Annotated in this window: 13 protein-coding genes and 2 pseudogenes; 11 read left to right on the top strand and 4 right to left on the bottom strand. The window is 37.3% G+C overall.

Translation table 11 applies throughout. From position 1 onward, the window contains the following. Window positions 1-96: 96 nt before the first annotated feature. The 6 genes and pseudogenes from CLV62_RS21145 to CLV62_RS21120 form a co-directional block, all read left to right on the top strand. Window positions 97-1098, top strand: a pseudogene (locus CLV62_RS21145) (sigma-54 interaction domain-containing protein); the annotation flags it as partial. Then, on the top strand, window positions 1095-2429 hold the full coding sequence (locus CLV62_RS21140) for a sensor histidine kinase (protein WP_110312759.1): 1335 nt from the start codon (window positions 1095-1097) through the stop codon (window positions 2427-2429). The pseudogene CLV62_RS21145 and the gene CLV62_RS21140, both read left to right, overlap by 4 nt. Window positions 2430-2571: 142 nt before the next feature. Next, a complete protein-coding gene (locus tag CLV62_RS21135) occupies window positions 2572-3393 on the top strand; it encodes a helix-turn-helix domain-containing protein (protein WP_110312758.1) in 822 nt (273 codons plus the stop codon). Between the two features lie 227 nt (window positions 3394-3620). Further along, window positions 3621-4607, top strand: coding sequence for an aldo/keto reductase (locus CLV62_RS21130; protein ID WP_110312757.1), 987 nt, complete (start codon window positions 3621-3623; stop codon window positions 4605-4607). 209 nt (window positions 4608-4816) lie between these two features. Continuing rightward, the gene (locus tag CLV62_RS21125) at window positions 4817-5818 is read left to right on the top strand and encodes a DUF362 domain-containing protein (RefSeq protein ID WP_110312756.1); all 1002 of its coding nucleotides are present in this window, start codon (window positions 4817-4819) and stop codon (window positions 5816-5818) included. A 366-nt stretch (window positions 5819-6184) separates the two neighbouring features. Next, a complete protein-coding gene (locus tag CLV62_RS21120) occupies window positions 6185-7243 on the top strand; it encodes an NAD(P)-dependent alcohol dehydrogenase (RefSeq protein WP_110312755.1) in 1059 nt (352 codons plus the stop codon). Window positions 7244-7317: 74 nt separating this feature from the next. On the opposite strand, the gene CLV62_RS21115 is transcribed toward CLV62_RS21120, so the two are convergent. Beyond that, window positions 7318-9288, bottom strand: coding sequence for a family 20 glycosylhydrolase (locus tag CLV62_RS21115; RefSeq protein WP_110312754.1), 1971 nt, complete (start codon window positions 9286-9288; stop codon window positions 7318-7320). Between the two features lie 294 nt (window positions 9289-9582). Between CLV62_RS21115 and CLV62_RS21110 the strand changes: the two genes are divergently transcribed. Beyond that, a complete protein-coding gene (locus tag CLV62_RS21110) occupies window positions 9583-10074 on the top strand; it encodes a 3'-5' exonuclease (protein ID WP_110312761.1) in 492 nt (163 codons plus the stop codon). 13 nt (window positions 10075-10087) lie between these two features. On the opposite strand, the gene CLV62_RS21970 is transcribed toward CLV62_RS21110, so the two are convergent. Continuing rightward, window positions 10088-10267 carry a hypothetical protein gene (locus tag CLV62_RS21970; protein WP_110312753.1) on the bottom strand — a complete coding sequence of 60 codons (180 nt, stop codon included), beginning with the start codon at window positions 10265-10267 and terminating at the stop codon, window positions 10088-10090. A 567-nt stretch (window positions 10268-10834) separates the two neighbouring features. On the opposite strand from CLV62_RS21970, the pseudogene CLV62_RS21100 reads away from it, so the two are divergent. After that, window positions 10835-11914, top strand: a pseudogene (locus CLV62_RS21100) (site-specific integrase); the annotation flags it as partial. Between the two features lie 38 nt (window positions 11915-11952). Here CLV62_RS21100 and CLV62_RS22130 read toward each other — a convergent pair. Together CLV62_RS22130 and CLV62_RS21610 are read right to left on the bottom strand one after the other, a co-directional pair. Continuing rightward, window positions 11953-12342 carry a ParA family protein gene (locus CLV62_RS22130; protein WP_110312751.1) on the bottom strand — a complete coding sequence of 130 codons (390 nt, stop codon included), beginning with the start codon at window positions 12340-12342 and terminating at the stop codon, window positions 11953-11955. A 594-nt stretch (window positions 12343-12936) separates the two neighbouring features. Further along, window positions 12937-13158 (bottom strand): hypothetical protein, encoded by a 222-nt coding sequence (locus tag CLV62_RS21610; protein WP_146212820.1) that lies wholly within the window; start codon window positions 13156-13158, stop codon window positions 12937-12939. 289 nt (window positions 13159-13447) lie between these two features. Here CLV62_RS21610 and mobA point away from each other — a divergent pair, with 289 nt between their 5' ends. The 3 genes from mobA to CLV62_RS21080 all read left to right on the top strand — a co-directional run. Further along, entirely contained in the window at window positions 13448-13876 is a 429-nt protein-coding gene (gene mobA, locus CLV62_RS21090; protein WP_245904160.1) for a conjugal transfer protein MobA, read from the top strand. After that, window positions 13876-15117, top strand: coding sequence for a conjugal transfer protein MobB (gene mobB, locus CLV62_RS21085; protein ID WP_110312749.1), 1242 nt, complete (start codon window positions 13876-13878; stop codon window positions 15115-15117). Before mobA ends, mobB begins: the two co-directional genes overlap by 1 nt. Before the next feature lie 87 nt (window positions 15118-15204). Further along, window positions 15205-15311, top strand: a 107-nt coding sequence (locus tag CLV62_RS21080) for a YWFCY domain-containing protein (RefSeq protein ID WP_146212819.1), incomplete at its 3' end; no start/stop codon positions are given.

Below are 15311 nucleotides of genomic sequence, written 5' to 3'. Positions count from 1 at the left end.
CAGAAAGTCAGATCAACATCCGGACTACTAGTACATACGATGGGTAAAATTGCAATCGCATTTATTTATCTAATTTTTTAAATACTGATTCGCATTACTATTATATCAGCACTAAAACTAAAAGAATCGCAAAAGAAGATAATAAGCTTAAAGGATAAGATGCAGGTTTTAAATACAAGTCATTTATCCCATGAAATCATTGGACAGTCCGAGGAGATGAGGAGCATCTTTAAAATGATAGAAAAACTGGCAGATACCGACGCCAATATATTAATATTAGGAGAGAACGGAACAGGTAAAGATTTGATAGCAAAAGCGATTTATTATAATTCTCAAAGAGCCGAAGATATTTTTGTCAGTATCGATTTAGGAAGTATTTCAGAAAATCTTTTTGAAAGTGAGTTGTTCGGATACGAAAAAGGTGCATTCACGGATGCAAAAACAGATAAACCCGGACGCATGGAGGTTGCTTCCGGAGGAACCTTGTTTTTAGATGAGATTGCAAATTTGTCGCTCGCTATGCAAGCTAAAATGCTCACAGCAATTGAAAAAAAACATATAACACGGTTAGGGTCTACTAAAGATATTCCGATTGATGTCCGCTATATTTGTGCTACAAACACAGACATATATCAAGCGGTGGAAGATAGTGCATTCAGACAAGATCTGCTCTATAGAATTAATACAATTGAAATACATATTCCACCTCTAAGAGAAAGAGCTGGAGATATTATTTTACTAGCCGAATATTTTCTGCAAAAATTTAATCATAAGTATAAAAAAGAGATACAAAGTATTAGTCAAGACGCAAAACATAAATTATTTACCTATAGTTGGCCCGGAAATGTGAGAGAATTGCAAAATGTAATGGAAAGAGCCGTTATTCTGGCATCAGCTAAGGTTCTGAAAAACGATGATTTTATATTATCATTACATAAAAATAGAAACCCCAGGAGTAATGAAATATTAAATCTTGGATTATTGGAACAAAATGCGATAGAAAATGCTCTTAAGCGAACTAATGGGAACCTAAATCAGACGGCAGAATTATTAGGAATTAGCAGATATGCTTTGTATCGAAAAATAAATAAGAAATGAAAAAATACAATACAAGCCTGATTATTCTTATTGTATGGCTTATAGCTGTGTCTATAGGGGTAGGAGCCTCTTTTGTTTACGGAAATTATTGGCTTTGCAGTATTTTCTTCTTACTTGTGGTGTGGTCTGTGTATCGCTTGGTTGCTTTTCTGAAACGTACCGTGAAAGATATGGAGCGATTGATGGTAGCTATTAAATTTTCAGAATTTAATATCTCTTTCAATGGATATGATAGCAAAGGACTTATTCCGTCATTAGCTATGGATATGGAGAAATCTATTGCCCGCTTCAATAAAAGAATACAAGAAAAGGAGGTCGAGAATAGCTTCTATGATATATTACTGAATCGGATAGACTCTGCTATATTGGTTGTTAATCTGAAAAAGCAGATAGTATGGATTAACAAAGCTTCTCTTGATCTTTTTGGAAAGCCACAACCCAGAGTCCTGTCAGATTTATCCACTATTTCCAATGAAATTCTTACGGTTTTAGACAAATTAATTCCGGGAGAAATAAAAACAATAAAGATAAGCAATGACTTTAGAGAATATAATTTAGCTATAACTGTCGTTCTGATTAATTCGAAGGGGGAAGATCTTAAGATTTTCAGTTTTAAGAATATACAATTGGCTCTGGACGAAAATGAAAATGAGGCATGGATAAAGTTAATACGTATATTAACCCATGAAATGATGAATTCTATGACTCCGATTATTTCTCTATCCGAAACGTTTTCAGAAATTCGAAGTATAGAAGAAAATGTTAATAGCGATATGCTGTATCAGGCTATGCAAACGATTTACAGACGTAGTAAAGGTTTAGTTGAATTTATTCGTAATTACCAAAAATTGACTTACATTTCCGAACCTGATCGAACTCACTTCACTGCTAAGGAAGTAATGACTGATATCTGTAATTTACTAAGGGCAGAAAACATATATATATCATTCTCAATTGATTCGGATAATATATCTCTTTTTGCTGATAGAATACAAATAGAGCAAGTCTTGATTAATCTAATAAAAAATGCATGGGATGCTTGTTCCGGATCGGAAGGATCAGGGGTTGAAGTGAGAATAACTAAGAATGGATATCAGCAACCTGTGATCTCTGTTTTAGATGACGGTTGTGGTATTTTACCTGATGTTTTAGATAAGATATTCATTCCATTTTTCACAACCAAAAAGAAAGGGTCTGGAATTGGACTGAGTATTTGCAGGCAAATAATCAGTTCACACGGTGGAAGTATTTCAGTAATATCAGAAGTCGACAAAGGTACATGTTTTACAATAAAATTAGGTAACAATACGGAAAGCTCCCTTCATAATTAAGAAAATACCTTTTAAGAAAATGGTATAAAAGGTTTCCTGTCTGAAAATAAAATCAGATGTAAATTTATCTCTTTAAACTTCAAAACTTGTGAAGTCTTTTGAGCCAGTAAACAAAACGCTATATTTGTAAAAAAGATATTTTATGGAATTTCAACGCAACGAATCTCTGACTTTTAGTTATTCCGATATTTTCTTCACTTATTTGTTCGACAATGACAGAAGTTGTGCATCTATGGTGAAAAATCATGTGCTTGTATACATTTACTCAGGAGAACTGATTGTTGAACAGAAAAACAGGAAAACTATAATCCGAGCCGGAGAGTGTGTATTTCTACGTAGAGATAACCGTGTGAATTTAACGAAGCAACCTAAAGGGGACAAACACTTCAAGGGGATTTTCATGTTATTTAATCGCAATTTTTTGCGGGAATTTTATCAAACCATTGATAAGAACGATCTTCCGAACGATGCTGTCAAAGGTCTGCCCAGTGTAGTGAAATTGCCTCAGACACCCGATATCGCGAGTTTGTTTCAATCTATGACACCTTATTTTGATTCATCCATAAAACCTGTCGATCAGTTGATGCAACTGAAAGTACAGGAAGGTGTGTATTCCTTATTAAACATAGATCGAAAGTTTTATCCTATTCTTTTTGACTTTACCGAACCGTGGAAAATAGATATACTCGATTTCATGGAGGAAAATTATATGTATGATCTCGACATTGAAGAGATCGCTCATTTTACAGGAAGAAGTTTAGCTTCCTTCAAAAGGGATTTTAAAAAAGTAAGTACATCGCCTCCGCAAAAATGGTTGATAGAAAAGAGGCTCAAAGTGGCACACGATAAAATACGTAATGAGAATAAAAAAGTATCGGACGTATATCTCGAAGTAGGATTTAAAAATTTATCACACTTTTCATCGGCATTTAAAAAGCAATTTGGTTATTCGCCGACACAGTAAATAATGAGCCATATAGCAAACAATATTTGAGCCACAGGGAAAAACATTTCTTGTGGCTTTGCTTTTATCTTTGTCTTTATAAATGGAATTTTCAGAATGAATCCGGGGTATTTTAAGTTCGCAGAACTATTTATTGTTTTGGCAAGTAAAATAGCGATAGATAGTTATATCTTTTAAATATATCATTAAATATTTTCTTTTACTTAATTACGCAAAATAATAACACAATGAAAAAAAGAATATTAGGGAATACCAATTTGGAAGTTTCCGCTATCGGACTGGGATGTATGGGGATGAGTTACGGTTATGGTCCTGCAAAGGATAAGAACGAAATGATTACGTTGATTCGTAAGGCTTTTGACCTTGGAGTCACTCTTTTCGATACAGCCGAAATCTATGGACCTTATGTCAATGAAGAATTGGTCGGGGAGGCTCTTAAACCTATCCGTGACGAGGTTGTGATTGCGACCAAATTCGGGTTCAATATCGAAAACGGAAAGGAGACAGGAGTGAACAGTCGTCCCGAACATATTAAACAAGTAATAGAAGGCTCACTTAAACGCCTGAAAACTGATGTTATAGATTTATATTATCAACATCGTGTAGACCCTAACGTGCCTATCGAAGATGTAGCCGGAGCGGTAAAAGACCTAATAGAAGAAGGTAAAATAAAGCACTGGGGATTGTCGGAGGCAGGTGTGAAAACAATCCGCCGTGCGCATGCAGTTCTGCCTGTTACTGCCGTACAGAGCGAATATTCTCTATGGTGGAGACGTCCCGAAGAAGAACTGATACCTATGCTTGAAGAATTGGGAATCGGTTTTGTACCTTTCAGTCCGTTAGGAAAAGGCTATCTTACAGGAAGCTTCGATGGTGATACAAAATTCGAAGGAAACGATTTTCGAAGCATGCTTCCCCGTTTCACGCAAGACGCTCTTGGAGCTAATCAGGCTATTGTTGACCTTATAAAACACATAGCCGGTGAGAAGAATGCAACATCTGCTCAAATTGCATTGGCGTGGTTGCTGGCTCAAAAAACGTTTATTGTTCCGATACCGGGTACGACCAAAGTGCATCGTTTAGAAGAGAATTTGGGAGCGGGCAATGTGGAATTGACTTCGGAAGATGTGAAAAAGATTAATGAAGCCAGTTCTAAAATCAATCTGAAAGGTGACCGCTATCCCGAAGAACTCGAAAAAAGAACAGGGCTCTAAATTTTAGATACCTAAGTATATAGATACATAATTATGTATCTATATACTTAAAAATCATTATATTTACAAGTCTGTTTTTGATATAACCTCACTTGATGCAAATCATCTCATTTACACAAGTGATGGTTTGAATCACAATAGTTCGGACTCTTATCTCTATCCAAAGCAATGAATAGTCAGACCTTAATTAATAATAAAAAAGAACAATTATGAGAAAAGAAATGACGATGCTATTAATGACTATGTTATTACCATTTTCTATCTATGGCTGTACATTGTCCGGTAATGGGGAGAAGAAGCTTTCTCAGGAACAATTATTGAATGAAAATGTTCCTGCAGGAGAAGTTGCGAAAGTTTATATAACTAAGAGTATCAGTCCCGAAAGCCTTATGCAGATATACGAGGTTTTAGGACGCCCTGCAACGGGAAAAGTAGCGATTAAACTGAGTATGGGTGAACCCGGAGGTAGCAACTATTTAAAACCCGATCTGGTGAAAGACTTGGTTGTTTCTGTAAAGGGAACTATCATTGATGCTAATACTGCTTATGGCGGGAATCGAGCAACTACAGAAGCACACTTGAAAGCTGCTAAAGATCATGGTTTTACAGCCATCGCACTGATAGATATTCTTGATGCTGATGGAGAGGTGCGTCTGCCCGTGAAAGGTGGTAAACACATTACAGAAGATATTGTAGGTTCACATTATCCGGATTATGATTTTACAATTAATCTTTCTCACTTTAAGGGGCATGCTATGGCAGGCTTTGGCGGGGCAATCAAAAATATGTCTATCGGAATTGCTTCTGCAAATGGCAAGCGCCTGATTCATTCTGCCGGCGAAAGCACTACAAGCTGGGGTAATCCTACTCAGGATGACTTTCTTGAAACAATGGCGGAAGCAGCTAAAGCAATTGCAGATCATTGTGGTGATAAGATTATATATATTAGTGTAATGAATAATCTTTCGGTTGATTGTGACTGCGATTCGAGTCCTGCCGATCCTGAAATGGGAGATATAGGTATTCTTGCCTCGCTCGACCCTGTGGCTCTGGATAAGGCTTGTGTTGATCAGGTTTATGCTTCTTCCGATCATGGAAAGATTCATTTAATAGAACGTATGGAGTCTAAGAATGGTATTCATGCGGTTGAATATGGCGAACAGATTGGTCTGGGAACTCAGAAATACGAACTGATTTCAATAGATAAATAATTACTGCGGATCGGCTGTTATTTTATCTATCTATATAAGGGCAGTAAACAGTAAATAAGAAAAAATGAAACGATAAAAAAAGTGTCACTTTTGTTACCTTTGTTACTTTTTAAAACATTAACAACAGATAACTAAACAGTTAGGAAAGTCGGAAAAGTAACACTCAGCAGTCACTTTTGTTACCTTATCGATTACTTTGTGTAACTAGTGTCACCCTGTTGTGTAACTATTTCAGTTCTTTATTGGGATTAAGGTCACAGACCTTTTTATTGCTTTGGCAGGCATAACAACCAGAGATAGTTATACTGATAAAACATCGCATTAAATATTAAACGTTACTTAATATTAAATATATAATATTTACAAATGGAAACAAAAAACACAAAAGCATTCGGAGCAGCAGCTGCCGATGCATCTTTAAAAGAAATGCATATCGAACGTCGTCAAGTGACACCAAAAGATATTGAAATTGAAATTCTGTATTGCGGTGTTTGCCATTCCGATTTGCATACGGCTCGTAACGATTGGGGCGGAACTATCTATCCCGTGGTTCCCGGGCATGAAATTGTAGGGCGGGTTACTAAAGTAGGAAATGAAGTTACTAAACTGAAAGTAGGAGATTTAGCTGCTGTTGGTTGTCTGGTTGATTCGTGTAGAGAATGTGACAGCTGCCAGCATGATTTGGAGCAATATTGCTTGAATGGATTCACAGGGACATACAATGGTCCTGATAAACATTTAGGTTTGCAAACCTACGGTGGATATTCTGAAAAAGTAGTAGTAGACGAACATTTTGTATTGAAAGTTCCGACTAATCTTAATCTGGCTGCTGTTGCACCATTGTTGTGTGCCGGAATTACTACATGGTCTCCTCTCAGACATTGGAAAGTAGGAAAAAACAGTAAAGTGGCTGTTGTTGGTTTAGGTGGTTTAGGGCACATGGCAATTAAACTGGCTAAGGGCTTAGGTGCAGAGGTTACGCTGTTTTCGAGAACTCCGGGAAAATCTCAGGATGCAAAAGAACTGGGTGCGGATGCAGTCGTAATATCTACTGATGCGGAGCAAATGAAATCCGTGAAAGGTAAATTCGACTTGATTATCGACACCGTTCCTTATGTTCATGATATTAATCCTTATGTTGCGACATTAAATATCAACGGAACACATGTACTGGTTGGATATTTAGGAGATCTTAATCCGATGTTGAATTCTGTTCCTATGATTCTGGGACGTAAATCGGTTGCAGGTTCCGTTATCGGAGGGATTGCCGAAACGCAGGAAATGCTCGATTTCTGCGGAAAACATAATATCGTTTCTGAAATAGAAATGATCAAAATGCAGGACATAAATACTGCTTATGAAAGAATGCTTAAGAGTGATGTGAGATATCGCTTCGTTATTGATATGGCTTCTTTGAAAAAGTAATCCACCTATAAGATAAAAGTAGCCGATCATAATAATCGGCTACTTATACTTATCAAAATATGTGAATTGATAATTTACTCCTTACAATAGTTATACACTTTTAAATTACGAATTCTGCTGTTATAATCTCCTGCTTTATCAAGCGGGAATACTAAAGTCTGAGTGTAATACATCTTATCCTTGCCTTCATTATACCATTGAGTCTTCATACTCAGGTTATCATGAAGTTTACCATTAATATATAATCGGGTACCTTTATTATCTCCACAAATTGTAATAAGCACTTTTTCACCTTCTTTTACTCTGTAGTTGAATGTATTGAGATAGCCGTCTCTGGCGAATCCCAACATTCCCTTTATAGGATCAGATAGATAAAATTGTGTTTCGTCAGTTGAAAATAGAATAGTTCCTTTTTTCTCGTCAGTACCCTCTAACTCAAAACTAACCGTGTAATTATAGCCAATCTCCCTGTATTTCATTTTGCTGCCTTTCTTAACTTCAGATTGTTCATAGACAAGCGCAGGTTCTTTGCCTATCTTTCCTTGTATATTTATTCCGGGAGCTTCACTCAGATCGTGTCGTTTCGAATCAAATACATCAAAAGGTAATGTCTTGCTTTTACCTGTCCACATTTTGGTCGCTAGTGTCTGAATTGCGGGATAAACTCTGTGATGAATATCTTTAGTTGATATTCCATTTCCTGCATGATCATTCCATACAGCAAACATACCTCCCAATATCTTAGGTTCTGTATCGCTAAAAACTTTATTGCCGATTTGAGCAGGGGTCCACTCGTTGTATATTTTATCATGATTAAGGTAGTCATAATAATAACCTGCATTGGGTACAATATATAGAAGTCCGTCCGGGATACTTACTAAATCGTATCCTTTCTCTATCATAGTATCAGGTTGTGCATAAGGGTTATGCCATGCTAACATCAACACATTTTCCGATTTTACAGGGGTCTCTCCGTTTGCGTGAGTTAATGCTCCCCATACGCAGGCTTGTTTTCCATACCCTTCCACCAGGCGAATACAATAATCTGTAAAATAACGGAATTTCTCAACCACATCTTTCTTCGTATTCGAATACTCATCGGTACCTACATGAACACGCTTACCTCTGAAAACGGGGTTTTCCCCTTCCAGATATTCTTTGAATAAAGCATCGATAAATTTGTAAGTTTCGGGATTAAATAAATCAAGATGATCTATACCATACTCCGTGCTTCCTATTTCGGGTTTATATTTTGAAAAAGCTAAGGAGTGGGCAGGAACATCTATTTCGGGAATAATTTCCACAAAGTATTCTTCTGCCAGTTTCTGTAAGTCTATAAACTCGCTTTTAGTATAGTGTCCGTCTTGGGCTGTTAATCCGGGGAATGTTTCACTCTCTAAGCGGAATGCAGAGTATGTTTTATTCCAATCGTTTTTGAAGTATTGCTTAAATCCATTATCATTCAAATGAATCTGAAAAGTATTCATTTTATAATACGCCATTATTTTCACGTAGTCACGAAGGAATTGTAAAGGGATAAATTTTCTACCACAATCAATCATGAAGCCTCGGAGTGCATAATCGGGCCAGTCTTTTATCTCTCCTTTAGGAAGCTCTCTTTCTTTACTCTGTTCAGACATCTGTAATAAAGTTCTGGTAGCCCAGAAAATACCAACACTTTCGGGGGCAGTGATTTCAACTATATCCGAAATCTTTATTTGATATCCTTCTTTACCTAGTTCTTTGTTAGATGCGGTTTTAAAAGTAAAGTCTCCCTTGTTAGCTTTGCCTTCTGAAATTACAAGTTCCTGACCAAAGATTGTTTTGTAATCTTCGGCAAATAACTTAGCTACGTGCAGCAAACTAGCGTTGCTTTTTGGAACTACAATCCGAGAGGTTGCTGTAGTCCTGAACATATCATTTTTTCCTACCCACTGCTTCAATTCGGGTATCACAAATGGTTTTTGATTTATTTCTATGGCAGATGCAAATACAGGTAATATCGCAAATACGATTGCGATAACCCTAATAAATAGTGTTCTCATGTATTTTTCTTTAGGTTTATATTTACAAATATAAGAAAACTTATAAAAATAAATGGACTTGTATTTCTTTGTGAGGCATCGAAATGCTAATTAACTATTAATGTTGCTAAAGTAACGTTAAATGGATAGATACCATTTTATTTGAATGAGTATTTTGAGATGATAAAACACTCTGTGCTTTTGTATTCCTTGATGTATATTTATCAGAACGATTGTATTGTTATTCCCTCCGATGTTTTGTAATAAATATAAATCTTATTCCTAATTTTACCGATAAATATATTGATAAACATGATACGCGATTTTGTAGCCATAGATTTTGAAACAGCTAACCACGAATTATCAAGTGTGTGTAGTGTAGGCATTGTGATGGTGCGAAATGGAATTATTACTGACCGCTTTTACAGCCTTATTCAGCCTGAGCCTAATTATTATAATTATGGAAATACTGCTATTCATGGACTGACATACGATGATACTACTAATGAACCCGTATTCTCCGAGGTCTGGAAACAGATAGAACCTCTTATTGAGGACTTGCCTTTTGTGGCACATAATAAAGGGTTTGACGAAGCTTGCCTGAAAGCTGCGTTTCGTTCTTATCAGATGGACTATCCCGATTATCAGTTTTACTGTACTTTGGCAGAATCGCGTCGTCAATTGCGACATTTAGTCAATCATCAATTGCACACTGTAGCTGAAGATTGTGGCTATATTCTTACAAATCATCATAATGCACTGGCAGATGCTGAAGCTTGCGCTGAAATAGCCTTGCAATTATTATAAGGACTATTTCTACTTAGTGATCTGTAAAAAAACGATCCCAATATTTCTGATGCTTTTTATCTCTTTCATTATAAGGTTCTCTGAAAATTAATTTAAGTCCATTGTAAGTATTGGTCAGGTTTTCATAATATAAAATATTGCGATCATCAGATGACATATCGGTGGTAACAAGTGGTAGAATCACTTGCCTCATCGGTATTATAGTGTCATTTATCCATTTGTTTTGAATCTTATAGGATAGCTAATCTTTTAATTGAGAGATAAAAAAATGAAAATATCTACTGTTTATGCGAATCGGCTGCTGAAATAGTTACACAATAGGGTGACACTAGTTACAAAAAGTAATCAATAAGGTAACAAAGGTGGCTACTGAGTGTTACTTTTGTAGTTTTATTAATTCGTTGTTTATCAGTTGCTAAATATTCAAAAGGTTACAAAGGTAACACGGAAAAGCATATTATCTAAATTTAAATATAACCAGTTGTATGTCAGTGAATAACACTTTTGTCTACATTGCTTTACAAAAACGAAAAGAGGCATAAAAAGTGACTAAAAGAGGTCTTTCCGTTACCAATTCGTTACCCTTTTTGGGTGATGAAATACGATGCCAAAGGTAGTAAAACAACTCGATTGAACAGCTAAAAGAGCAAAACAAATGCTTGACAGGCAATCAAATTTCTAAGGAGAGTTTTATACGCTGGTTGTCAATCTTTCTCATAAATACATATAGCTCATTTGAATGTAATTTTAATTGTAAAAAATGAGTCTTATGAAATCCAAATTAAAGGTGCTATTCTACCTCAAAAAGAATGAAACAAAAAAGAGCGGTTTATCAGCCGTAATGGAACGAATCCAAGTTGACCGAACTATGTCCCAGTTCAGCCTAAAAATAAAAGCCGATGCCAAAATTTGGGACACCAAAGCAGGCAGAATGATAGGCAAAACGAAATTGGCACAAGATATTAATCGTGAGATTAACAGAATAAATCTCATCATTCATTCCCGCTATAAAGAACTGAAAGAAATTCATCTGACAGTTGAAGCAAAACACCTAAAGAATGTGACACAAGGTATTGCTTGCTCACAAGCTACTGTCTTAGCACATTTCAGAACAATGAATGAAACGATTGCCCTACGGGTTGGAATCGATTACAGCCAAGCTGCATCGGAGCAATACATTAATGCTTATAATGCCTTGGAAAGGCTTATCCATAAAAAGCTCAATCTGAGCGACATTCCTTTCAGGGCATTGACCTGCTCACACATAGAAGACTATTATCAGTATTTACGGGTAGATAGAAAACTTTCTATTGACACAAGTGGCATATATTTGGTTTATTTCCGAAAAATTGTACGAAATGCATTTAATCAGGGAATCATATACCGGGAGCCTTTCTGCGGATTTGAACCTGAAACAATGGAAGTAGCTCATAAATCAGTAACAAGGCAGGAGTTGGATAAGTTTATATCATCAGAACCAATAGTTAGGCAACAGAGACTATCGAAAGATCTTTTCATTTTTGCAGCATTCACCGGTCTTTCATACATCGATATGAAGAATCTGACGTATGATGAAATCAAAACAGCGGAAGACGGCAGTCAGTGGATCATAGCCAAACATCAAAAAACGAAAGTGGAATATCAGGTTCGTTTGTTGGATATTCCTCTGGCTATAATAGAGAAATATAGAGGCGAGTCAACGGATGGAAAGGTTTTTATCGTTCCCTATAAAATGGCAATGCACCGAGGGCTTAATGCTATTGCCAAAAGATGCGGCATAAGCAAAAGTGTTGGCATTCATATGAGTAGGCATACCTTCGCCAGTTTGATTACACTTTCTGAGGGAGTGCCTATTGAAACCGTCAGCAGTATGCTCGGTCATAAATATACGAGTACTACCCCTTTACTGTTCATTGTCCCGGGCAGGTCGAAGAAGATAATGTCTATTTTGCCTTCACTGTCCTCAATAAGTTTTTGGGCATCCGCTATGGCATCGACCGGATTGCTTGCTACAACAGGATACGCTTTTTTAGATATTTCCTTGAACTGGTGGTATGCCATCCGTTTGTAATAAGGATCAGTAATAACCAGTTCCTGATCACGTTTACGCATTTCCATAATACTGTGCTGGGGAAAATCGCAATCGATAACAGCAATCGACTTCCCTTGCTGATAATGCAGGTAACTGGATAACAGAACGGTAAAAGCTGTTTTGCCGACTCCACCCTTTTGGGTACTGAAGGCAATAAATAATGTTTCTTGATTCATATCGGTACATTTTGATGTTAATACTAAAAAGCCTTGCGGCTGATGCCGGTACAAAAGAAGAATAAATTTTACAGTATCGCTTCGTTATCAGACGCTCTGGCAGCCTTTGTCCGGCTATGTCGCTTATTTATCAATTCGGAGTGCAAATTAGCTGACCCGAGGGTTATTTGCATGCCTTAGTATTGAAATAGCCTTCTGCCTGATTAACAGAAAAGCTATCCCACCGACAAGCTAAACTGGCATCTGAAAAAATAGTTACCCGATAGATTGTTTACCTGAATAAAACTTCGGATAACGGATTATTCACAATACAACCTGCCCGGAGAAGTATTCAGGTAATGAACCCGTCAAAAGAATAGTTTCTTGAAAGAACCATTATCCGGCAATCTAAAAGCCGGCCTCATTACTATGCTGATCGATTGAAAGAATGAATGTCAGTCCGGTTAATCGGCTAGCCGGCTATCCGGTTAACCGCTCAGTGATATATAGCATTAATAATAAGGTTATTGCATATTATAAAAAGTCTTTTACTTTATAAAAAGCATTGTATAACAGGTACAATGCTTCTTGAACAGGGTAACTGAATCGATATTTTTAGAGATCCGGCACTTTCAGATTTTCGATACATATTTTCCATTTCAAATCAGGCAGTCGTCTTTGTCTGGCTATGTCCGCCTCTGTTTTTAGTGTATCAAGAATACAGCCCCTAACTTTGCAACTTCGGAGTAACTCCCGGCTTTCAACGAGATATGTTCGGCTACTTGTCAGGATAAGAATGGAAGAATAGCAATTCTTCGTCTTTTTAGAACCACTCATATCTTAGAGGCTAAAAGTTATCCCCTTTTAGCTGAAAGTCAATCCGTTTTTCAAACGGATTTTTTATACACGTCAGTGTATGGCAAGATGTGTTTTGAGTACACTCAAAACTGTTTTAAGTGCCTTAAAACCATCTTGCTCCCTTGACTCTGATAGTCGGGAGAAACAGCACTCCGAAGTCGTACTCTTTGTAGTCAATTTATTGTAAAACTAAGGGTCTACTTATTTATCGTAGACGATGTAAAACAAAACGGTCTGAGACCGCACTAATTATCCAATTTTTATGCTTATGAAATCAAAAAATGAGTTGAAGAAGAACAAGGGCGGACGCATCCCCCTTATCGATCCTGCTAAGAACAGGCATGTCTTTTACCTGAATGATGCCGATGAACTGCGGTTTATAAAACTGTTCCACCAATCCAGAGCTAAGAACAAGTCGCAATTTATTACCTCCTGCCTGTTTTCCAATCCTGTAAAAGTGGTGGAGATAGACAAAGCACGCACCGATTATTACATGAGGCTGACTACTTTCTTCGATCAGTTTCGGGGAATCGGACACAATTACAACCAGCTTATTAAACTGTTGCACTCCAATTTCTCGGAGAAAAAGGCACTCGCTTTCCTCTATAAACTGGAGCAGGCGACTATCGAACTGGTTGGGTTGAATAAGAAAATAATTGAACTGACGCAGGAGTTTCAGCAAAAATACCTGCGGTAATGGTAGCGAGAATCAGTTCGGGAAGCTCCCTCTTCGGAGCAATAAAGTACAATCAGAAGAAGGTCGATGAAGGCGTAGCCGAAGTGTTATTCTCTCAGAATATCATTCGCCCGTTGGACGGATCGTATAACATTCCGCTATGTATGCAGTCGTTTGAACCCTATCTGGCTGCCAATAATAAAACCTTGAACCCTGTTATTCATATCTCATTGAATCCCCATCCCGATGATAAACTGACGGATGAACAACTGGCGACCATTGCCCGGGAATACATGGATAAGTTAGGCTACGGCAAGCAACCTTTTCTCGTATATAAGCACAACGATCTGGCTCGCGGGCATATTCATATTGTATCAATACGGGTAAAAGAAGATGGCTCAAAGATTGATGATTCGTTTGAAAAGAGGCGTTCGGAGAGAATCCGCAAGCAGTTGGAGCAGAAGTACAACCTGATACCTGCGAAAAAGAATCATATAGATGAATGGACTTTGAAAAGAGTAGATCCTAAAGCCGGAGATATAAAAAAGCAGGTCTCCAATACGGTCAAAGGGCTGATGGAAGATTATCATTTTCGGACTATTCACGAATTTAAGGCTTTACTTTCCTTATACGGTATTACAGTCGAGGAGGTCAAAGGAGAGGTTCGGAACAAGCCTTATAACGGACTGGTCTATTCGGTTATCACAGGCAAAGGCGAAAAAGTCGGTAATCCGATCAAAGCATCACTGATTGGGAAATCAGTCGGTTACGAAGCCCTACAAAAACACATGGAGAAATCTAAAGTGCCATTAGCCGATAAGCAACTGAAGGAGCGTAACAAACGGTTTGTTTCCAATGCGATGGCTAATTGCAGTAGCAGAAAGGACTTTGAGAAACGATTAGCAAAAGACAAAATCAGTGTCGTCTTTCGGGAGAACGACGATAAACGCATCTACGGCGTAACTTTTATCGACCACGAAGCGAAAGCCGTGCTCAACGGCTCTCATTTGGGCAAAGAGTTTTCAGCCAATTCGTTCCATGAGTTATTCAGCGGACAATCCAGTAACAAGAGCCAACAAGAAGATAAGTCATATAGCAATGATTCTCATGCGACAAATGGTTACGATAAGGAGCAGGACTCCGTAGCAGAATCTATTGCCGGTATTTTTTCGATGGAGCAGCACGGCGATAACTACGAAGAGATTGCCTTTGCCAATCGGATGAAACGAAAGAAGAAAAAACGCAAGGGATTCGGTTTATAACTGATTTACACATTTTCAAATTCGTCCATATGCTAATTTACTAATTGGCATATTGGCACATTTACTAATTTTCAAATTAATTTTATTATGCAAAACGAAGACGACCTAAGAGGACTGGCTAAAGTCATGGAATTCATGCGGGCCATCAGTATATTATTTGTAGTAGTACATATCTATTGGTTCTGTTACCAATC

The sequence above is a fragment of the Indolivaga alginatilytica genome (assembly GCF_003201355.1).
GTDB classification, from domain to species: domain Bacteria; phylum Bacteroidota; class Bacteroidia; order Bacteroidales; family Dysgonomonadaceae; genus Dysgonomonas_A; species Dysgonomonas_A alginatilytica.
This window is presented reverse-complemented; position numbering and strand designations above follow the sequence as displayed.